An 18,162-nucleotide genomic window follows, 5' to 3' on the forward strand; every position below is an offset into this window, starting at 1 on the left:
TCAGTCGTCGTCGCCGGACGCGCCGTCCAATGCGCCGAAGACGTGCTCGCGCTGCTCCGCGAAGAACTCCGTCTCGGCCGGCTCCGGGCGGTCCTGGCCGTTCATCAGCCGGTGCCACAGCGGGTAGTAGGCCGGCAGCTGGGAGGCGCGGGTGATGCGATCGCGGGCCTCCTGCGGCAGGTGCAGTTCGGCGGCGTCCAGGTCCTGCTCCAGGTGCTCCTGGCGCCGGGCCGCGATCACCGTGCCGGCCACCCCGGGGCGACCCAGGATCCAGGAGATCACCACCTGCGGGATGCTCCACCCCAGCTCCTGGGCGATCTCGTCGAACAGCTCGATGAGGTCGTAGGCCCGGTCCCAGTCCGTCACGTGTGGCTCGGGCCAGCCGGTGCCCTGCCGGGTGTCGGACGGCGTCGGGCGCCCGCGGCGCACCTTCCCGTTGAGCAGTCCCTCCCCGAGCGGGGACCAGCCGAAGGTGGCGACCCCCAGGTCCCGGGCGGCCGGGATGATCTCGTACTCGATCTCCCGGGCCTCGGGGGTGTAGTAGACCTGCTGGGCGATCGGGGCGGGCAGACCGGCCATGCGGGCCTCGTACACGGTCTTCGCCAGCTGCCAGCCGCTGTAGTTGGACACCCCCCAGTAGCGGATCTTCCCGGCCCGGATCAGCTGTGCCATGGTCTCGATGGTCTCCCGGATGGGGGTCTGCCCGTCCCACTGGTGCAGGTACAGCAGGTCCAGGTGGTCCGTATCCAGGCGGCGCAGGGAGTCCTCGACGGCGCGGGTCAGGTGCAGCCGGGAGGCCCCGGAGTCGTTGGGTCCGTCCCCGACGGCGGTGCGGGCCTTGGAGGTCAGCACGATCTCCTCCCGGTGCCGGCCGAGGATCCGGCCCAGCACCTTCTCGGAGTCCCCGCCGTTGTAGATGTTCGCGGTGTCCACGAAGTTCACCCCGCGCTCCAGGGCGGTCTCCAGCTGGCGGGTCGCGGCGGCGTCGTCCAGCCCGGCAATCTCCTCCATGCCGCCGCCGGAGCCGAAGGGGATGGTGCCCAGGGCCAGGCGGGAGACGTACAGCCCGGAATCGCCGAGTCGGATGTGGTCCACGGTGGTGCTCCGTTCGCGAGGGGATGCGTAGTCCTCCCATTGTGCTCCCCGTTTCCGGGCTCCTCCGGCGCTCCCCGGCGCTCTCCTGCTCCGGGGGCGTCGGGGTCGGGGGAGGGACTACCGTGGAGACGGATCATCTCCGGATCCGCCGTCCATCCGTCCGACCTGAGGAGGCAGCCGTGCGCCCCCTGCATCTGAGGTTCCGCTACCTCGGCCTCGCGTTCCTCGGCGGCGCGCTGGGCACGGGGCTGCGGTACGGGCTGACGCTGCTGCTGCCCGGGGCCGGTCAGGGCCGCGGGGCGGTGCTGGTCGCCAACGTGCTCGGCGCCTTCCTGCTGGGCCTGCTGCTGGAGGGTCTGGCGATGCGCGGCCCGGACCAGGGCATCCGGCGCACCGGGCGCATCCTCGTGGGCACGGGCCTGCTCGGCGGGTTCACCACCTACTCCACGCTGTCCGAGACCACCGTCCAGCTGCTGGGGGAGCGGGGCCTCGGGGTGGGGCTGGTCTACCCGGCGGCCACCCTGGTGCTGGGGCTGGCGGCGGCCTTCCTCGGCGTCGCGCTGGGGCACCGGCTGGTGGCCCCGGCCTCCCCGGAGCGGGAGGTGCAGGACGCATGAGCCTCGTCCTGTTCCTGGGCGTGTGCCTGGCCGGAGGGCTGGGTGCCGCCGTGCGGATGCTGCTGGACGGGCTGCTGAAGTCCGCCGTCGCGGCAGGTTCGGCGCCGCTGCGCGGGTGGGCGGCGTTCCCGTGGGCCACCGGCGTCATCAACGTCACCGGCTCCTTCCTGCTGGGCCTGGTCACCGGTCTGGCCCTGGGTGGGCTGGTGTCCCCGGTGTGGCAGGCGGTGCTGGGCACGGGCTTCCTCGGCGGGTACACCACCTTCTCGACGGCGATGGTCGAGACGGTGCGGCTGGTGCAGGAGCGCCGGTGGGGGCTGGCCGCGGCGAACCTGCTCGGGGTCATCGGCCTCGGGACGCTCGCGGCCTGGGGCGGGATGCTGCTGGGGCTGCACCTGTAGCTCCCGACCCCTGTCGGCCGTCGGCCCGGCACCCTATTCTGAGGCTATGCGAATCTTGTCGCGACGGGGACGCGAGGTCGCTGTCGATCCGGCGGGGCCGCGACGCCGGTCCCCGGGCGCATCGGCCCGCCGCGGTCGACTGCGTCGGGTCCTCGGCGCGGTGCTCTGCGCGCTCGCGGGCATCCCCGCCGCCCTCGCCATCGTCCCGGCGGCGGAGCAGGTGCCCTTCGCCCTCTCCGTCCTGCTGCCCACCCTGGCACCCTTCCTCGCGCCGGCCGCGCTGCTCGGGGCGGGGCTCGTGCTCTCCGGGATGCCGGCACGCCGCCGCGTGCGGGTCGCGTCCCGGATCCGCGATCTGAGCACCCTGGCCCTGGCGGTGCTGGGCGCGGTGGTTCCCGGGGCCGCCTACGGCGCCGTCGTTGTGACCGCTGAGCGCGCCGGGGCTCCCGTGGACCTGGTCCGCACGCTCGCCCCGGGGTCCATGACCGCGCCCCCGGATCGCACGATCCCCGCTCAGGATGAGGTCCACGGTCGGCTGCAGATCTGGACGCCGCCCGGCGGGGCCCAGCACGCCCCGATCCTGTTCGATGTGCACGGCGGCGGCTGGACCACCGACGCGCAGATGCAGGCCACGCTGCGGGATCTGGCCCAGCGCGGCTGGCTCGTGGTGCGCCCGGAGTACCCGCTGGCCTCCCCGGGGCGCCCGACCTGGCAGGAGGCGCCGCGCTCCCTGGCCCGCTCCTACGCCTGGGTGGCCCGCCACGCGGGCACGCTGGGCGGGGATCCCCGGCGGATCTCGGTGTTCGGCGACTCGGCCGGCGGGGGCCTGGCGGTGAATCTGGCGGATCGGATCGCGGCGGGGACCCTCGATGGGATCGACGACGCCGCCGCCCTGCCGGTGCCGCGCGCCGTCGTCGCCCTGTATCCCACGGTGGACGTGGCCGCGGTGCAGCGGGTCCGGGCCCTGGGGGCCGGGAAGGCCGCGGAGGAGTTCGTCGGCGGCACCCCCGCGGAGCCTCCCGAGCGCTACCAGACCCTGGATGCGCGCACCTGGGCGACGCGCGGTGACCCGCCGACGCTGATCATCCGCGGCGGAGCGGACACGTTCGTGCCCCCGGATTCGGTGCGGGACTTCGTCGCCGCGGCCCGCGCCCGGGGAGCCGCGGTCACGGATCTGCGGGTCCCGCTGGCCAATCACGCCTTCGACGCTCAGGCGCGCGAGTCCGCGGGCTACCAGCTGGTCACAGGAGCCGCCGAATGCTTCCTCTCCGAGCACGGCTGAGGTGCCTTCCCCCGCGGTCGCCGAGCCGTCACCCGCGGGGGCTCTGAGGGGCTCAGACGCCACGCCGGTGACGGCTCGGCGCGGGGTAAGTCGGCGTCGGTGACGTGGATTACTCTGAGGGAAGTATTCTGAGGCGAATATCTCTCATCGGATCGAGGAGCTGCCATGTCCCCCGTGGAACCTTCCCGCCGAACCCCCGAGGAGGCCCCAGTCGAGTCCGAGGCTCGACGGCATCCCGGACCGGGCTCCGCCGATCCCGGCGCGGGCTCCACCGCGAGCGTCGTGAAGTCCATCCTCGCCGCCTCCAGCGGCAACCTCGTGGAGTGGTTCGACTTCTACATCTACGCGTTCTTCAGCGTGTACTTCGCGCCGCTGTTCTTCACCGGCACGGGAGAGACCGGGGCCTTCGCGAAGTCCGCGGCCGTGTTCTTCGTCGGCTTCCTGATGCGCCCGATCGGCGGGTACGTGTTCGGGCGGGTCGCGGACCGATACGGCCGCAAGACCTCGATGCTCGCCTCGATCCTGCTGATGTGCGCCGGGTCGCTGTGTCTGGCCATGCTGCCGACGGCGCAGACCATCGGGGCGGCCGCGCCGTGGCTGCTGCTGCTCGTCCGCTGCGTGCAGGGCCTGTCCGTGGGCGGGGAGTACGGCTCCACCGCCACGTACATGTCCGAGGTCGCCACCGCCGGCAAGCGCGGGTTCTTCTCCTCCTTCCAGTACGTCACGCTGATCGGCGGACAGCTGCTGGCCAGCCTGCTCGCGGTGATCATGACCCACACCCTCGGCGATGAGGCGATCACCGCCGGGTGGTGGCGCCTGCCCTTCGTGATCGGGGCGGCGGCCGCCGTCGTGTCCCTGTGGCTGCGCTCCGGCCTGGCGGAGACGACGACGCCCGAGGAGCGGCAGCGGCGCACCACCGGCCGGTTCCTGACCATCCTGCGCGACTACCCGCGGGCGTTCTGGGTGGTCCTGGGGATCACGAGCATCGGCTCGCTGACCTTCTACGTGTTCACCACGTACATGCAGAAGTACCTGATCAACACCGGCGGCTTCGCCAAGGGGGAGGTCGCGGATGCGATGACCGTGTGCCTGCTGCTGTACCTGCTGATGCAGCCGGCGGCCGGGTGGCTCTCGGATCGGATCGGGCGCAAGACCTCCATGCTGATCTACGTGCTCGGGATGATCGTGCTGGTGGTGCCGCTGCTGACGCTGATCGGACGGGCCTCCTCCCTGGTCACCGCCTCGCTGCTGGTGCTCGTGGCGATGCTGTTCCTCAGCCTGTACACCTCGATCTCCGGGATCGTGAAGGCGGAGATGTTCCCCGCGCACGTGCGCGGGCTGGGGGTGGGCTTCACCTACGCGATCGGCAACTCCCTGTTCGGCGGGTCCGCGGAGTACGTGGCGCTGTTCCTGAAGGAGCAGGGGCTCGCGGGCGTCTTCCCCTGGTACGTGGTGGTCGTGGGGGTGCTGGGCCTGGTCGCGGTGCTGTTCATGCACGACAACCGGAGCCATTCGACCCTGGATCACCCGGAGTCCAGCGCCTACGGGCGGTAGGGAGCGTGCGGAATCGCCGAACCGTCACGCGCGGGGGTTCCGGGGCGCTCAGATGCCACGCAGGTGACGGTTCGGCGCGGGGTCAGGCGGCGGTGAGGCGGACCAGCGGCGTCGAACCGGCGGTGGCGTGCGCGGTGCCGAGGCTGATCGCGGTGCCCTCGGGGCGGGCGGTGATGACCACGGGGGAGAGGGTGGAGCTGGCCTGAGCCTCGAGGATCTCCAGATCGGCTCGGCACAGCGGCTGTCCGGCGGTGACCCGCTGCCCGTCCGCCACCAGCGGGATCACCGCCGGGGCCTGTGCGCGGCAGCTGTCCGTGCCCACCAGCACGAGGATCTCCAGGGGGCTGCCGCCCAGCGTGTCCTCGGAGCGGATCCAGTAGGCGTGCGGGCTGCGCGGGCTGGTGCGCACGACGCCGTCCAGGGGTGCGACGAACAGCCCATCCTCCGGGGCGACGGCCACGCCCGGGCCCAGCACGCGGCGGGCGTGCAGCAGATCCGGCACCTTGGACAGGGAGACGAGGTCCCCGGAGGCGGGAGAGAGGAGGGTTGCGATGGTGTTCCGGTTCAGGGTTCGGGTGCGCTTGAACATGATCGTTACCTTTCGCTTATGCTCAGAAGGAGCGTAGAACGAAAGCTAGTGATGTGCAACGATCACGAACGAAACCACGTGGGGGGTGGAGCCCGTCGCCCCGCGATCGCTGGGCGACGCCGGTATCCTGGGGAGCGATGAGAGCTCAGAGCACGGACTTCGCCGAACAGCGCCGCCGCAAGATCGCCGACCTGGTCCGACGCGCCGGCAGCGTCCGGCTGGCCGACCTCGTGCAGCCCTTCGGCGTCAGCGAGCCCACGCTGCGCAAGGACCTCACCGCCCTGGAGCAGGAGGGACTCCTGCGACGCACCCATGGTGGAGCGATCGCGATCGAAACCAGACCGCAGTCCACCAATGACGCCAGGAAGGCCCGCCACATCGAGGCCAAGCGGGCGATCGCCGCGTGCTGCGCGGAGATGGTGCAGGAGGGACAGTCGGTGTTCCTCGATTCCGGCACCACGATCGAGGTGCTCGCCGAGCATCTGGAGCGGGATGCGGTGAACGTGCTGACCAACTCGATCGGCGCGGCGATGGCCGTCGCGGAGCGCCCCGGCCTCCGCCACACGCTGCTCGGCGGGGAGTACAAGCGGGTCGGCGGCTCTCTGAGCGGGGCCATCACCGTGGAGACCCTCTCCCGCTTCCATGTGGACACCGCGTTCATCGGGGTCAGCGGCATCACCCCGCAGGGGATCTTCACTGTGGATGTGGCCGAGGGGTATGTGAAGCAGGCGGCGATCCAGGCGGCACGGCGCGTCGTGGTGCCCCTGGACACCTCCAAGGTGGGATACCAGGATTTCTACCACCTGGCGGCCCTGGGCGTCATCGACGACATCGTCACCGAGGCGCCCCATGAGGACCTGGCCCGCTGGTGCGCGGAGCACGGGGTGCGGCTGCACGCCGCATAGCCCTGCGCCCCGCGGGGAGACGGGGTCAGCTGCCGCGCCGCTCCTGCGCACCGCCGGAGATCTGCTGCTCGGCGGCCTCCTCGGTGGTCTCGCCCTGGCCGGGCTCCTCCTCGGAGGCGGTGTGCTCCAGGTCGTCCTTCGTGGGATCGGGCATGACGGGCTCCTTCGGTGGCTCGAGGCGCCCCGGATGGGGTGCCGCTTCCAGCATGGCCCATCCCGACGCCGCGGACCAGGGTGATCGCCCTGCGGGAACGCATCCTCCCGCCCCCGCCGCCCCGCCCGCTCCCGGATCGACACTCCGCAGTGCATGAGTCCGCCGCTCCGCTCGGCGAAATCCCGAATCCGCCGCAAGTCCGGTGGCCGGGGGGTCGAGCCATGAATCCGCTCCGTCTGTTCGGATCGCGCACTCCGCTTCACATGAGCCCGAAGGGTGACTAGCATCACCCATGGGTGCGATGAGGCGCCCGAAGACGGAGGAGATCCCATGACCGTGTACGCGAATCCCGGCACCGACGGCTCGCTGCTGACCTTCAAGGACCGCTACGAGCACTTCATCGGCGGTGAGTGGACGCCGCCCGCCAAGGGCCGGTACTTCGAGAACGTCACCCCGGTGACCGGGAAGGTCTTCTGCGAGATCGCCCGCGGCACCGCCGAGGACATCGACGCCGCCCTGGACGCCGCCCACGCCGCCGCCCCCGCCTGGGGCCGGACCGCCCCCGCCGAGCGGGCCGCGGTGCTGCTGAAGATCGCCGAGCGCATGGAGCAGAACCTGGAGATGCTCGCCGTCGCGGAGACCTGGGACAACGGCAAGGCCGTGCGGGAGACCCTGGCGGCGGACCTGCCGCTGGCCGTGGACCACTTCCGGTACTACGCCGGGGCGATCCGCGCCCAGGAGGGGCGGCTGTCCCAGATCGACGAGGACACCACCGCCTACCACTTCCACGAGCCGCTGGGCGTGGTCGGGCAGATCATCCCCTGGAACTTCCCGCTGCTGATGGCGGTGTGGAAGCTGGCCCCCGCGCTGGCCGCCGGCAACGCCGTCGTGCTCAAGCCGGCGGAGCAGACCCCGGCCTCGATCCTGGTGCTCATGGAGCTGATCGGGGACCTGCTGCCGGCCGGCGTGCTCAACGTGGTCAACGGCTTCGGGGTGGAGGCCGGCAAGCCCCTGGCCTCCTCCCCGCGCATCGCGAAGATCGCCTTCACGGGGGAGACCACCACCGGCCGGCTGATCTCCCAGTACGCCTCGGAGAACATCATCCCGGTGACCCTCGAGCTCGGCGGCAAGAGCCCCAACATCTTCTTTGAGGACGTCATGGACCGGGAGGACGCCTTCTGGGACAAGGCCCAGGAGGGCTTCACCCTGTTCGCCCTGAACCAGGGGGAGGTGTGCACCTGCCCCTCCCGGGCCCTGGTGCAGGAGAGCATCGCGGAGGGGTTCCTGGAGGCCGTGGTGGCCCGCACCGAGCGGATCCGGATGGGCAACCCGCTGGACACGGACACGATGATGGGCGCCCAGGCCTCCAGCGACCAGCTGGAGAAGATCCTGTCCTACCTGGACATCGGGCGGCAGGAGGGCGCCGAGGTGCTCACCGGCGGGGAGCGGGCCGTGCTCGACGGCGAGCTGGCCGACGGCTTCTACGTGCAGCCCACCATCTTCCGGGGGGATAACTCGATGCGGATCTTCCAGGAGGAGATCTTCGGGCCCGTGGTCTCCGTGGCCACCTTCGCCGATTACGACGACGCGATCTCGATCGCCAACGACACCCTCTACGGGCTGGGGGCCGGCGTCTGGTCCCGCAGCGGCAACGTCGCCTACCGGGCGGGCCGGGCCATCCAGGCGGGGCGGGTGTGGGTGAACAACTACCACGCCTACCCCGCGCACGCGGCCTTCGGCGGGTACAAGTCCTCCGGCATCGGCCGGGAGACGCACCTGATGATGCTGGACCACTACCAGCAGACCAAGAACCTCCTGGTCTCGTACTCGGAGGACGCGATGGGCCTCTTCTGAGGCGAGCACGCCCCTCCCCGAGCACCCCTGGAACCCTTTCACGACGATTCGAAGGAGAATCCCTGATGAGCACCATGACAGCAGCCGTGGTCGGCGCCTTCGGCGAGGAGCTGGACGTCACCGACGTCGAGCGTCCCACCCCCGGGCCCGGACAGGCCCTGGTCAAGCTGATCGCCTCCGGCGTGTGCCACACGGACCTGCACGCCAAGGACGGCGACTGGCCGGTCAAGCCCACCCCTCCCTTCATCCCCGGCCATGAGGGCGTGGGCGAGGTGGTGGCCCTCGGCGAGGGGGTGGCGGACCTGCAGGTCGGCGACCTGGTGGGCAACGCGTGGCTGTGGTCGGCCTGCGGTCGCTGCGAGCACTGCCAGACCGGCTGGGAGACCCTGTGCGAGGAGCAGGTCAACGGCGGGTATTCGGTGGACGGCTCCTTCGGCGAGTACATGCTGGTGGACGCGGACTTCGCGGCCCGCATCCCCGAAGGCGCCGACCCATACGAGGTGGCGCCGGTGCTGTGCGCCGGGGTGACCGTGTACAAGGGCCTCAAGCGCACCGAGGTGAGGCCCGGCCAGTGGGTCGTCATCTCCGGGATCGGCGGTCTGGGGCACCTGGCGGTGCAGTACGCGGTGGCGATGGGGATGCGGGTGGCCGCGGTGGACGTCGCCGAGGACAAGCTGGCCCTGGCCCGCCAGCACGGGGCGGAGCTCACCGTCAACGCGATGTCGGGGGATCCGGCCGCGCAGATCCAGGAGGCCACCGGCGGGGCGCACGGGGTGCTGGTCACCGCGGTGCACCCGGACGCCTTCCGGCAGGCCATCGACATGGCCCGCCGCGGCGGGACCATCGTGTTCAACGGCCTGCCCCCGGGGGAGTTCCCGGCGCCGATCTTCGACATCGTGCTCAAGGGCCTGACCATCCGCGGGTCGATCGTCGGCACCCGACGGGACATGGAGGAGGCCCTGGACTTCTATGCCCGCGGCCTGATCCATCCGACCTTCTCCAAGCGCCCGCTGCAGGACATCAACGGGATCTTCGACGAGATGCACCACGGGAAGATCGAGGGTCGTGTGGTGATCGAGTACTGATGCCGGCCCACGACGACGCCCGCCCGGCGTCCTCCGACGCGAGCCGCCGCGAACCGGGGGCCGGGGCCGACGGCGCCGCCGGGCGGGAGACCATCGAGGCTCACCCCGCCGTCGCGGGGGAGACGGCCTCCCGCGTGGCCTTCACGGGGGAGGCGGTGGCCCTGTTGCGGAGTCTGTGGGAGATCCACGGGCCGCTGATGTTCCACCAGTCCGGCGGCTGCTGCGACGGCTCCTCGCCCATGTGCTTCCCGGCCGGGGAGTTCCGCACCGGCGCGGCGGACGTGCTCCTGGGCGAGCTGGATCTGCCGGACGGGCGCGGCGCGGTGCTCGGGCGGATCGGGTTCTGGATGTCCCGCGAGCAGTTCGAGTACTGGAAGCACACGCACCTGACGGTGGACGTGGTGGACGGGCGCGGGTCCGGCTTCTCCGTGGAGGCCCCGGAGGGCAAGCGCTTCCTGATCCGCAGCCTCCTGCTGTGACGGCCCCGCCCGGCCGCCCCTCCCGGGCTCTGGCCGCGAAGGGCGGCCGGGGCGCTGGAGGGAATGGGCAGCGGATCGTGGGCGCGTCACCGGGTGAGCAGGGCAGGCGGGAAGGCCAGGAGCAGGAACGCCAGGCCGAGCACCAGGAGCACCACCGCGAGGATCACCCGGGCATCCCAGTGCATCAGCCAGTCGAACCCCGCCCGCACCCAGCCGCTGGCCCGCGGGAACCGGTTCCACACCCACGAGGAGAGCAGGTACGGTCCCATCAGCGCGCCCAGCAGCAGGCCGACCAGCACCAGCTGCAACGGCCACGCCTCGGTGGTGCGGGTGATCAGCCGGCTCGTGGCGTAGGTGAGCAGGATCCGGTTGGTGCTCAGCCCCGCGCTGAGCGCGCCGAACAGGTAGATGCCCAGCGGCGTCATCGCCTGGGCCGTCGCCCCGGTCCGGGCGGGTGGACGGGGCGCGGCGGAGCGGGCGGCCTCCCAGCCGGCGGCCAGCAGGAAGAGCACCCCCACGGCGAGGTCCAGGTTCCGCTGGGTGAGCAGCCGCCGCACGGCGCCGCCGACCTCGCGGGCCAGCTGGCTCGGATCGAAGACCTGGAACAGCAGCAGGAGCAGCAGCGTGCCCGTGCCCAGACCCAGGGCCAGGCAGCGGATCATCGTCGCCGCGCGCGGGGAGCGGTTCAGCTGGTGCAGGACGACGGCGTACAGGGTGGGGCTGAACCCCATGGACGCACCCAGGACCGCCATGCCCACGCCGGAGCCGATCACCTGAGCCGTCTGCGAAGCCATCGCTGACCAGTATCCGCCACCGCGGGTGAGCCTCGCACATCGGAACCGCCCGTCGAGGCCCCCGAGCGCACGCAGCCCGGGTTAGAATCGGCGACGGCGCCGGGTGGACCCGCGCTCCCCTCTTCGCATCCCCGTCTTCGCCCCTCGAGGATCCATGTCCTCTGCCTCCCCCAGCGACCGCCCCGCCCACACCGGACCCGCAGCAGGCCGCCTCCCGGCGGGTCCCGACGCCACCGCCGCGAGCTCGCCGGCCCGCCGCTTCCACATCAGCGGCCTGGACGCCCTGCGGGCGATCGCGGTGCTCGCCGTCGTCGTCTACCACGTGGACCCGGGTCTGCTGCCCGGCGGCTTCCTCGGGGTGGACGTGTTCTTCGTGGTCTCGGGTTTCCTCATCACCACCCTTCTGCTGCGCGAACGCGCCCGCACCGGGCGGATCGACCTGCGCGGCTTCTGGGTCCGGCGGGCCCGGCGCCTGCTACCGGCGCTGCTCGTGGTCATCACCGTGTGCTGCGCGGCGTCCCTGCTGGGCGGCCCGGATCTGCGGGTGCACCTGGACCGGCAGGTCCTCGGCGCGCTGACCTTCTCCACCAACTGGCTGGAACTGGCCGCGGGCGGCTCCTACTTCCACCACACCGCCCCCGTGCTGTTCATGAACTTCTGGTCCCTGGCCGTGGAGGAGCAGTTCTACCTGGTCTGGCCGCTGCTGTTCCTCGGGATCATGGCCCTGACCCGCCGCCCCGCCCCGCGCATCCTCCTGGCCCTGGCCGGGGCCGTCGCCTCCGCGGCGCTGATGGCCGGTCTCTACGTCCCGGGCGAGGACCCCACCCGCGTCTACTACGGCACGGACACCCGCGCCTTCGGGCTGCTGCTGGGCATCGCCCTGGCCTTCGCCTGGCAGCTGGGCCGGGGCCCGGCCGCCGGCCTGCTCGCCCGGCGCGGTCCTGCGTCGGCGCTGCTGGGCGTCGGGACGCTTGTCGTCGGCGCGTGCTTCGCGGTGCTCACCGAAGACGGCGCCGCCACCTACCGCGGGGGGCTGGTCCTGGTCAGCCTCGGCGCCCTGGCGATGATCGCCAGCCAGCTCGGCCCGGCCCCGGCCCTGGGGCGGGTGCTGGAGGCCCGGCCCCTCGTATGGGTGGGGCACCGCTCCTACGGGATCTACCTGTGGCACTGGCCCGTGCTGAAGATCCTCAACGACCTGGCGCCCACCGGCGTTCGCACCCCCGCGTGGTGGGGGGTGCAGGCCGCGGCGGTGGCGCTCACCGTGGTGCTGGCCGCCGTCTCCGAGCGGTGGATCGAGCAGCCCGTGCGCCGCCGCGGCTTCCGCGCCGTCCTGCTCGGGGCGGCCACCGTGCTCAGCGCCGGACTGGCCGCCATCGGCTCGGCCGACGCCCGGCGCACGATGTCGTCTCGCCTGCGCGCCGCCCTGGCCGGCGGGCTGGTGGGGGTGCTGCTGTTCGGCACCGCCGCGGTCGCCGTCGTCACCGCCCCGCAGCGCAGCCAGGTGGAGCAGGACGTGGACGCCGCCCAGCAGGCCATGGCCGAATCCCAGCAGAAGGCGCGCGAGCGGGCGAAGGAGCGGGCCGAGCAGCGGGCCAGCGCCGCCCCTTCGGCCAGCGCCTCCGCCGCCCCCTCCGCCAGCCCGACGCCGAAGGGATCGCAGTGCGCCTCCCCCAAGCCCGAGGACATGACGTTCATCGGGGACTCCCTGATCGCCGTCTCCGCGCCCGGGCTCATGCAGCAGTTCCCGGGGGCGGTGATCGACGGGGTGCCCAACCGCAAGTGGGACGAGGCCGAGGGGCTGGTGCGCTCGCACCTGGATGACGGCACCCTCGGGCCCTGCGTGGTCCTGGACTTCGGCACCAACGGCGGCATCCCCGAGCCCGGGGTGCTGGACCGGGTGCTGGACATGATCGGCCCGGACCGCGACGTCGTGCTGGTGACGATCTACGGGCAGTCCACCTTCATCGAGGCCGCCAACCAGCTGCTGTGGGATCAGGCGAAGAAGCGGCCGAACGTGCGGATCGCGGACTGGTACGCGATCGCCTCCACCCGCCCGGACCTGCTGCAGTCGGACCTGACCCACCCCAACATCCCCGGCGGCACGGTCTTCGCCGAGACCATCGAGAGGGCCTTCCAGGGGTTCGGGAAGCGCTGAGCCCGGCCCGGTCGGGCTGCCCCGGTCAGGCGGGCTGCCAGTCCTCGGCCGGGCCCTGGGCCAGCCCCAGCAGCCACCGCGCCAGCATCCGGTGACCCTCGGCGTCGGGGTGCAGCCCGTCCGCGCGCACCCGCTCGGGGTGGCCCTCCAGCACCGGCCAGGGATCCAGGTGGTCCCGGTGGGTCTGCCGCGCCCACGCGGCCAGGCGCTCGCGGTGCTCCCGCACCAGGGTCGGGTCCACCTCGTGGCCCAGCACGGTCCGGACCCGCTGGGCGTCCAGCCACGTGGGGCCCAGGACCACCGGGCGCATCCCCTCGGCCTCCAGGTCGGCGCACAGCCGCTGCACCAGCTCCACCAGCTCCCCCGGGGAGGTGCCGTCCAGCAGCAGATCGTTGATCCCCGCGCTGATCAGCACGGTGTCGGCCCTGCGCGCGGTGAGCTCCGGGAGGATGTGCTGGGCGATCCGGCGGATCGTGGTGCCCGGGTAGGCCAGCTGGTACAGCCGGTGCTCGGCTTCCTCGCGGCCCACGTGCCAGGCGCCCAGGGCCGCCGCCCACCCGCCGTCGAGACTGGCTCGGCCGTAGGCGATGGAATCCCCGATCACCGCGATCCGCTGGGCGACGGCCAGCGGGTTCGCGCTGAGGTAGGCCCACGCGGGCCGGGTCTCGGTGGCGCCGGGGGGGCGGGTGAGGGTGCGGCGCCGGGCGTAGGCGGCCACCTCGTAGGCGTCCGCGGCGGCCAGCTGCTGCGCGTCCAGGGGCAGCAGGGCCCCGGCGACGCTGCGGCGGATCCGGCGCACGACCCCGGGGTGCACGTCCTTGCCGCTGGCCGCGATCACCGCCGGATCCAGGATGGGCACGTCGACGACGTCGTGGTCGGCCAGCTCCGTGGGCTGGGCGTGCACGGTGTGCCCGAACAGGTGCTCCTGGACGCGGGGGTTGAGGAGGGTTCCGAAGGAGAAGACGGGGAGGTCGGTGCTGCTCATGCTCCCATTCTGCGCCGCGGACCCGTGGGAAGGGGCTAGAGCCGCCAGGGGTGCGGGGTGTAGGCCCGGCGCCCGGGCAGGCAGCCGGCCAGCGCGCGGATCTCGGCGGCCACCTGCTGCGCGGCCAGCACCGGCAGCCCCGCCCCGTCGACCCCGGGCAGGATCACGTGGCGGCCGTGGCCGGTGGCCCTGGCGCGGCGGGCGTGGGCCGCGGTCAGGGCGGCGCGCAGCCGGGCGGGCTGGCGGGCCTCGCGCCGTCCGGCGGAGATCACCGTCACCGGGATCCGGCCGAGCTTGGGGGACTGGTCCAGCCAGCCGCGCAGGGTCTCGTCGAGGGAGGCCCGCAGCTGCGCGGAGGCCGTCCGGCTGGCGGCGTCCCAGCCGTCGGCGGCCAGGTCCGCGCGGACGTCCTCCGGCAGCAGGTGCAGGCAGCGTCCGTGCCGCGCGAGGGCCGCGAGGCGGCGGGCGGCGTCTGCGGTGCCGGACAGCGCTGCGGCCCACCGGGGGCGACGCCGCTCGGAGAGGCCGCGGCGCGGGCTCTCCGGGCTCTCCGGGCTCATCAGGCTTCCCAGGCTCACCGGGCCGAGCCGGCACTGGGTCGGGGCGGGGCCCAGCTCGTCCACGGGATCCACCAGCACCAGTCCGGAGATCCGCTCCCGACGCCGGGCGGCCACCGCGCGCACCACGGGCCCGCCGGTGCCGTGCCCCACGAGGACGAAGGGTCCGGGGCCGAAGTGCTCGAGCAGATCCTCCAGGTCCGCGGTCATACGCTCCAGGGTCCACGGGGCAGCCGGGCGGCGACCCGATCCGACGGAGCGGCCCAGCCCGGTGCGGTCGTAGACCACGGTGCGGGCGGAGACGCCGACGGTGCGCTGCACGAGCGCCCACATCGAGCCGGTGTCCGCCGCGTCGGCCTCGACGATGACGGTGGGGCGGGGACACACGGCCCCGGCGGCCTCGGCCGCACCGCAGCGGGGGCCGTCGATGACCATGGCGCACAGCTCGCGCCCGTCCCGGGTGGTGACCCATTCCCGGCGGCCCTGGCTGTGTCTGGCGCGTGCCCGCAGCATCGTCGGCGCTGACCTCCTCGCCGGCCCCGGGGCCCGGTGTCTCCGAGCCTGCCCTCCCGGGACGCTGAGGCCATCATAACCCTCGGGGAAGGGCTTGGCGAGGTGGGGCCGGGGCGGATGTCCGGGCGGGCGTCCGCGCTGGTCAGCCCGCGGTGGGCGCCTTCTCGCGGGGCTGCTGCGCGGCCTGGACCCGGCCGTTGAGCTCGGCGACGTGCTCGGGGGCCTCCTCGGGGCGGGCCACGGCCGGCGTCGACCCCCACAGCGGCCGTCCGTTGGACTCCGGGGTGAAGCGCAGGGAGATGAACCCGATGACCCCGGTGATCATCAGGTAGTAGGCCGGCCACATGAGGTTCTGGGTCTTGCCCACCAGGGTCTCCATGACCACCGAGGTGGTGCCGCCGAACAGCGAGATGGAGATGTTGAAGGCGATGGACAGGGCCCCGGCGCGCAGGGCGGTGGGGAACAGGGAGGGCAGGGTCGAGGGCATGGTCGCGCTGAAGCAGATCAGGGACAGACCCATGATGAGCAGGCCGAACAGGGTGCTCAGCGTCCCGTCCGCGCGGATCAGAAGCAGGGCGGGGACGGCCAGCAGGATCAGCGCGGCGGAGCCGGTCAGGGCGACGGCGCGCCGGCCCACCCGATCCGAGAGCCACCCGAGCACGGGGATCAGCGCCAGGCACACGGCCATGACGATGATCTGCAGGATCTGGGAGGTCAGCTCGGAGACGGCCCCGCGCCCGCCCTGCATGCTCGCCATGATCGGGATGTAGGAGGGCATGTAGGCGGTGAGCATGTAGTTGGCGACGTTCCAGGCGATCACCAGGCCGCAGCACACGAGCATGTTGGGCCAGAGCCGGAAGGTCTCCTTCAGCTGGGCGCCCACGCGGTGCTCCTCCTTCGCCGCGGACTTCTTCTCCATGGCCTCGAAGGCGGGGGTGTCATCCAGCTTGGAGCGCAGGTACAGGCCGACCACGCCCAGGGGCAGGGCGACGTAGAAGGGCACCCGCCAGCCCCAGGCCAGCATGGCCTCGGGGCTGAGCACCCCCGGACATGATGGTGGCCAGGGAGGCGCCGAGCAGGTAGCCGGTGAAGGTGCCGGCCTCCAGCATGGAGCCGAGCAGGCCGCGGCGTCGGTCCGGGGCGTATTCGGCGATGAAGGTCATGGCGTTGCCGTACTCCCCGCCGGTGGAGAAGCCCTGCAGCAGCCGGCACAGCAGCAGGAAGGCCGCCCACAGCCCGATGGAGTGGTAGTCCGGCAGGCAGCCGATGAGGAAGGTGCCGGCGGCCATGAGCAGCATGGTCAGCGCGAGCACCCGGTTGCGCCCGATCCGGTCCGAGAGCGGGCCGAAGAACATCCCGCCCAGGGGGCGCACGAGGAAGGCGACGGCGAACAGCCCGGCCACGAGGATGCTGCCGAGCACGCCGTCGGTCTCCGGGAAGAAGACGGTCTTCATGGTCAGCGAGAGGTAGCCGTACACGCCGAAGTCGTACCACTCGGTGATGTTGCCGATGGCGGCCGCCGCGATGGCGCGCTTGATGACGGGCGGTTCGGTGACGGTGACGTCCTCGACCTCCCAGTGCCGATGCTGCTCCCGATGCGAGGGTCCGGCGACCATGCTCATGCCCTTTCCGTTCGATGCCGCGGGCGCCGCCGGTGGGCCGCGTCCGGCCAGGGATCGGGGCGGCGCGGCGGTGGTCCCGGCGGGCGGCCCTGCGGTCGGCGGGATCGGCAGATCATCACCGTACTGATCTTCTGGCTTCTCGATCCTACAGTGCAAAGGGAAGCTAAGTACCTGCGAGGGTCGTGGTTCTGGACACGCCGCCGCGGTGGGGTCGGGAGCCGTCGCGGACCTGGCCGCACCCGCCCGTCTTGACCGGGCCGCACCCGGCCCGCATGCTGGATTCCGGCCCCGCCCGCGGGATCCGGCGCCCGCGCCGCCCGCACCCCGGCCGGGCCCGCCATCGCACCCCGAGGAGTCCGCCATGATCCCGCTCGCCGCCGCGTCCCCGCTGGCGCTGTCCCTGGGGGAGCTGACCATCGGGATCCTCGCCCTGATCTGTGCGGTCCTGTTCCTGGTCGCCCTGGTGGTGGTGGGCAGGTCCCGCCGCATCGATCCGATCGGCAAGCTCGGCTACCTCGTGGTCATGCTCGCCTTCCCCCTGGTCGGCCCGCTGTGGACCCTGTGGACCGTGCGCGGCAAGTCCCGGCCCGACGCCGCGCAGACCGACGACGTCGACCCCCGCCCGCGTCTCTGACCTGGGCCGCGCGCCGAATCCTCTCGACCGACCGCCCCGACCAGACCGACCGCCCCGACCCCGAAGGAGACCGCCCGTGGAGCACTGGGACCCCAGCGTGATGTTCCGGACCGTGGACATCGCGGCGGTGGCCGCCAACGGGCTGCTCGGCGGCGCGGTCGCGCGGGCCTTCCGCTTCGACATCGTCGGCTTCGTCATGCTCGCGATCGTCTCCGGGATGGGCGGGGGCATGATCCGCGACGTCCTGCTCAACTCCGGGTTCCCGGTGGCCCTGACCGACGCCGGGTACTGGGTGGGAGTCCTGGCCGCGGCGGCGGTGGCCTACACCATCGATCTGGGGTCCCGGTGGGCGGATCGGCTGCTGATCGTCCTGGACTTCGTCGGCATGGGGGCCTGGACGGCCACCGGCACCCTGAAGGCCCTCGGGCTGGGGCTGCACTGGCTGCCCGCCGTCGCCCTGGGGGTCACCACCGCGGTGGGCGGCGGGGCCATCCGGGACATCATGGTCAACCGCATCCCGGCGGTGTTCGGCGGGAACTCCCTCTACGCGACGATCGCGGTGATCGGGGGTGCTGAGATGGTGGTCTTCCAGGAGCTGCTGCACCGGCCCAACGTGGGCATGGGTGTGGCGATCGTGACCTGCGGGGTGCTGGGGATCCTGTCCCGCTGGCGCAACTGGCGCCTGCCGGCCCCGGTGGATCTGACGGTCCCGCGCCCCAAGCTGCGCCTGGGGCGGCGTCGGATCCGCCGGGGCCCGCTGAAGGAGCAGGGCTGGACCCCGGGGGAGCCGCTGACCCGCAACCTGGAGACGGTCACCCCGGAGCAGATCCGCCGGCATCGGCGCCGCCGCCGACGCCGCGTGCGCGACCGCGCCTGAATCCGCCGGA

General features: G+C 72.6%; 19 protein-coding genes. 11 read left to right on the forward strand and 8 right to left on the reverse strand.

From position 1 onward, the window contains the following. Entirely contained in the window at window positions 1-1,095 is a 1,095-nt protein-coding gene (locus I6G21_RS04295; RefSeq protein WP_129358055.1) for an aldo/keto reductase, read from the reverse strand. A 179-nt stretch (window positions 1,096-1,274) separates the two neighbouring features. On the opposite strand from I6G21_RS04295, the gene I6G21_RS04300 reads away from it, so the two are divergent. The 4 genes from I6G21_RS04300 (at window position 1,275) to I6G21_RS04315 (ending at window position 4,949) form a co-directional block, all read left to right on the forward strand. Further along, a complete protein-coding gene (locus I6G21_RS04300) occupies window positions 1,275-1,712 on the forward strand; it encodes a fluoride efflux transporter FluC (protein ID WP_232238542.1) in 438 nt (145 codons plus the stop codon). Continuing rightward, window positions 1,709-2,113, forward strand: a complete 405-nt coding sequence (locus tag I6G21_RS04305; protein ID WP_058731457.1) for a fluoride efflux transporter FluC — start codon at window positions 1,709-1,711, stop codon at window positions 2,111-2,113. The genes I6G21_RS04300 and I6G21_RS04305 overlap by 4 nt, the downstream gene beginning before the upstream one ends. 160 nt (window positions 2,114-2,273) lie before the next feature. Beyond that, window positions 2,274-3,395: an alpha/beta hydrolase gene (locus tag I6G21_RS04310; protein WP_058731458.1), complete on the forward strand. Its 1,122-nt coding sequence runs from the start codon at window positions 2,274-2,276 to the stop codon at window positions 3,393-3,395. A gap of 165 nt (window positions 3,396-3,560) precedes the next feature. Beyond that, on the forward strand, window positions 3,561-4,949 hold the full coding sequence (locus tag I6G21_RS04315) for an MFS transporter (protein WP_129358056.1): 1,389 nt from the start codon (window positions 3,561-3,563) through the stop codon (window positions 4,947-4,949). A gap of 82 nt (window positions 4,950-5,031) precedes the next feature. On the opposite strand, the gene I6G21_RS04320 is transcribed toward I6G21_RS04315, so the two are convergent. Further along, complete coding sequence (locus I6G21_RS04320) at window positions 5,032-5,538, reverse strand: PTS sugar transporter subunit IIA (RefSeq protein ID WP_058731459.1); 507 nt, start codon at window positions 5,536-5,538, stop codon at window positions 5,032-5,034. A 137-nt stretch (window positions 5,539-5,675) separates the two neighbouring features. Between I6G21_RS04320 and I6G21_RS04325 the strand changes: the two genes are divergently transcribed. Beyond that, window positions 5,676-6,443, forward strand: a complete 768-nt coding sequence (locus I6G21_RS04325; protein ID WP_058731460.1) for a DeoR/GlpR family DNA-binding transcription regulator — start codon at window positions 5,676-5,678, stop codon at window positions 6,441-6,443. 25 nt (window positions 6,444-6,468) lie between these two features. Here the strand turns inward: I6G21_RS04325 and I6G21_RS10790 are convergent, their stop codons facing one another. Then, window positions 6,469-6,597 carry a hypothetical protein gene (locus tag I6G21_RS10790; RefSeq protein ID WP_260007669.1) on the reverse strand — a complete coding sequence of 43 codons (129 nt, stop codon included), beginning with the start codon at window positions 6,595-6,597 and terminating at the stop codon, window positions 6,469-6,471. Window positions 6,598-6,927: 330 nt separating this feature from the next. On the opposite strand from I6G21_RS10790, the gene exaC reads away from it, so the two are divergent. The 3 genes from exaC (at window position 6,928) to I6G21_RS04340 (ending at window position 10,015) form a co-directional block, all read left to right on the forward strand. Continuing rightward, window positions 6,928-8,451, forward strand: a complete 1,524-nt coding sequence (gene exaC, locus I6G21_RS04330; protein ID WP_100463512.1) for an acetaldehyde dehydrogenase ExaC — start codon at window positions 6,928-6,930, stop codon at window positions 8,449-8,451. Window positions 8,452-8,516: 65 nt separating this feature from the next. Then, window positions 8,517-9,536: an alcohol dehydrogenase AdhP gene (gene adhP, locus I6G21_RS04335; RefSeq protein WP_058731462.1), complete on the forward strand. Its 1,020-nt coding sequence runs from the start codon at window positions 8,517-8,519 to the stop codon at window positions 9,534-9,536. Further along, complete coding sequence (locus tag I6G21_RS04340) at window positions 9,536-10,015, forward strand: DUF779 domain-containing protein (RefSeq protein ID WP_081046114.1); 480 nt, start codon at window positions 9,536-9,538, stop codon at window positions 10,013-10,015. The genes adhP and I6G21_RS04340 overlap by 1 nt, the downstream gene beginning before the upstream one ends. Before the next feature lie 86 nt (window positions 10,016-10,101). On the opposite strand, the gene I6G21_RS04345 is transcribed toward I6G21_RS04340, so the two are convergent. Next, window positions 10,102-10,809: a hypothetical protein gene (locus I6G21_RS04345; protein ID WP_061225105.1), complete on the reverse strand. Its 708-nt coding sequence runs from the start codon at window positions 10,807-10,809 to the stop codon at window positions 10,102-10,104. Window positions 10,810-10,963: 154 nt separating this feature from the next. On the opposite strand from I6G21_RS04345, the gene I6G21_RS04350 reads away from it, so the two are divergent. Next, window positions 10,964-12,964, forward strand: coding sequence for an acyltransferase family protein (locus tag I6G21_RS04350; RefSeq protein WP_129358057.1), 2,001 nt, complete (start codon window positions 10,964-10,966; stop codon window positions 12,962-12,964). A 25-nt stretch (window positions 12,965-12,989) separates the two neighbouring features. Here I6G21_RS04350 and I6G21_RS04355 read toward each other — a convergent pair whose 3' ends face one another. The 4 genes from I6G21_RS04355 to I6G21_RS10665 form a co-directional block, all read right to left on the reverse strand. After that, window positions 12,990-13,949, reverse strand: coding sequence for an SGNH/GDSL hydrolase family protein (locus I6G21_RS04355; protein WP_129358058.1), 960 nt, complete (start codon window positions 13,947-13,949; stop codon window positions 12,990-12,992). 35 nt (window positions 13,950-13,984) lie between these two features. Continuing rightward, complete coding sequence (locus tag I6G21_RS04360; protein ID WP_129358059.1) at window positions 13,985-15,019, reverse strand: alpha/beta fold hydrolase; 1,035 nt, start codon at window positions 15,017-15,019, stop codon at window positions 13,985-13,987. A 142-nt stretch (window positions 15,020-15,161) separates the two neighbouring features. Beyond that, window positions 15,162-16,061, reverse strand: a complete 900-nt coding sequence (locus tag I6G21_RS10660) for an MFS transporter (protein WP_207483734.1) — start codon at window positions 16,059-16,061, stop codon at window positions 15,162-15,164. After that, window positions 15,958-16,641 carry an MFS transporter gene (locus tag I6G21_RS10665; RefSeq protein WP_232238545.1) on the reverse strand — a complete coding sequence of 228 codons (684 nt, stop codon included), beginning with the start codon at window positions 16,639-16,641 and terminating at the stop codon, window positions 15,958-15,960. Before I6G21_RS10665 ends, I6G21_RS10660 begins: the two co-directional genes overlap by 104 nt. Window positions 16,642-17,002: 361 nt before the next feature. Between I6G21_RS10665 and I6G21_RS04370 the strand changes: the two genes are divergently transcribed. Both I6G21_RS04370 and I6G21_RS04375 read left to right on the forward strand, forming a co-directional pair. Then, entirely contained in the window at window positions 17,003-17,275 is a 273-nt protein-coding gene (locus I6G21_RS04370; RefSeq protein WP_100463522.1) for a hypothetical protein, read from the forward strand. Between the two features lie 76 nt (window positions 17,276-17,351). Continuing rightward, a complete protein-coding gene (locus tag I6G21_RS04375; RefSeq protein WP_058730979.1) occupies window positions 17,352-18,152 on the forward strand; it encodes a trimeric intracellular cation channel family protein in 801 nt (266 codons plus the stop codon). Window positions 18,153-18,162: the final 10 nt, after the last annotated feature.

This window comes from Rothia kristinae, from assembly GCF_016028855.1.
GTDB lineage: Bacteria > Actinomycetota > Actinomycetes > Actinomycetales > Micrococcaceae > Rothia > Rothia kristinae.

Coding starts and splice junctions, on each gene's coding strand:
- I6G21_RS04305 (WP_058731457.1), top strand. CDS start 1,709: ATGAGCCTCGTCCTGTTCCTGGGCGTGTGCCTGGCCGGAGGGCTGGGT.
- I6G21_RS04315 (WP_129358056.1), top strand. CDS start 3,561: ATGTCCCCCGTGGAACCTTCCCGCCGAACCCCCGAGGAGGCCCCAGTC.
- I6G21_RS04320 (WP_058731459.1), bottom strand. CDS start 5,538: ATGTTCAAGCGCACCCGAACCCTGAACCGGAACACCATCGCAACCCTC.
- I6G21_RS04325 (WP_058731460.1), top strand. CDS start 5,676: ATGAGAGCTCAGAGCACGGACTTCGCCGAACAGCGCCGCCGCAAGATC.
- I6G21_RS10790 (WP_260007669.1), bottom strand. CDS start 6,597: ATGCCCGATCCCACGAAGGACGACCTGGAGCACACCGCCTCCGAGGAG.
- exaC (WP_100463512.1), top strand. CDS start 6,928: ATGACCGTGTACGCGAATCCCGGCACCGACGGCTCGCTGCTGACCTTC.
- adhP (WP_058731462.1), top strand. CDS start 8,517: ATGAGCACCATGACAGCAGCCGTGGTCGGCGCCTTCGGCGAGGAGCTG.
- I6G21_RS04340 (WP_081046114.1), top strand. CDS start 9,536: ATGCCGGCCCACGACGACGCCCGCCCGGCGTCCTCCGACGCGAGCCGC.
- I6G21_RS04345 (WP_061225105.1), bottom strand. CDS start 10,809: ATGGCTTCGCAGACGGCTCAGGTGATCGGCTCCGGCGTGGGCATGGCG.
- I6G21_RS04350 (WP_129358057.1), top strand. CDS start 10,964: ATGTCCTCTGCCTCCCCCAGCGACCGCCCCGCCCACACCGGACCCGCA.
- I6G21_RS04355 (WP_129358058.1), bottom strand. CDS start 13,949: ATGAGCAGCACCGACCTCCCCGTCTTCTCCTTCGGAACCCTCCTCAAC.
- I6G21_RS04360 (WP_129358059.1), bottom strand. CDS start 15,019: ATGCTGCGGGCACGCGCCAGACACAGCCAGGGCCGCCGGGAATGGGTC.
- I6G21_RS10665 (WP_232238545.1), bottom strand. CDS start 16,641: ATGAGCATGGTCGCCGGACCCTCGCATCGGGAGCAGCATCGGCACTGG.
- I6G21_RS04370 (WP_100463522.1), top strand. CDS start 17,003: ATGATCCCGCTCGCCGCCGCGTCCCCGCTGGCGCTGTCCCTGGGGGAG.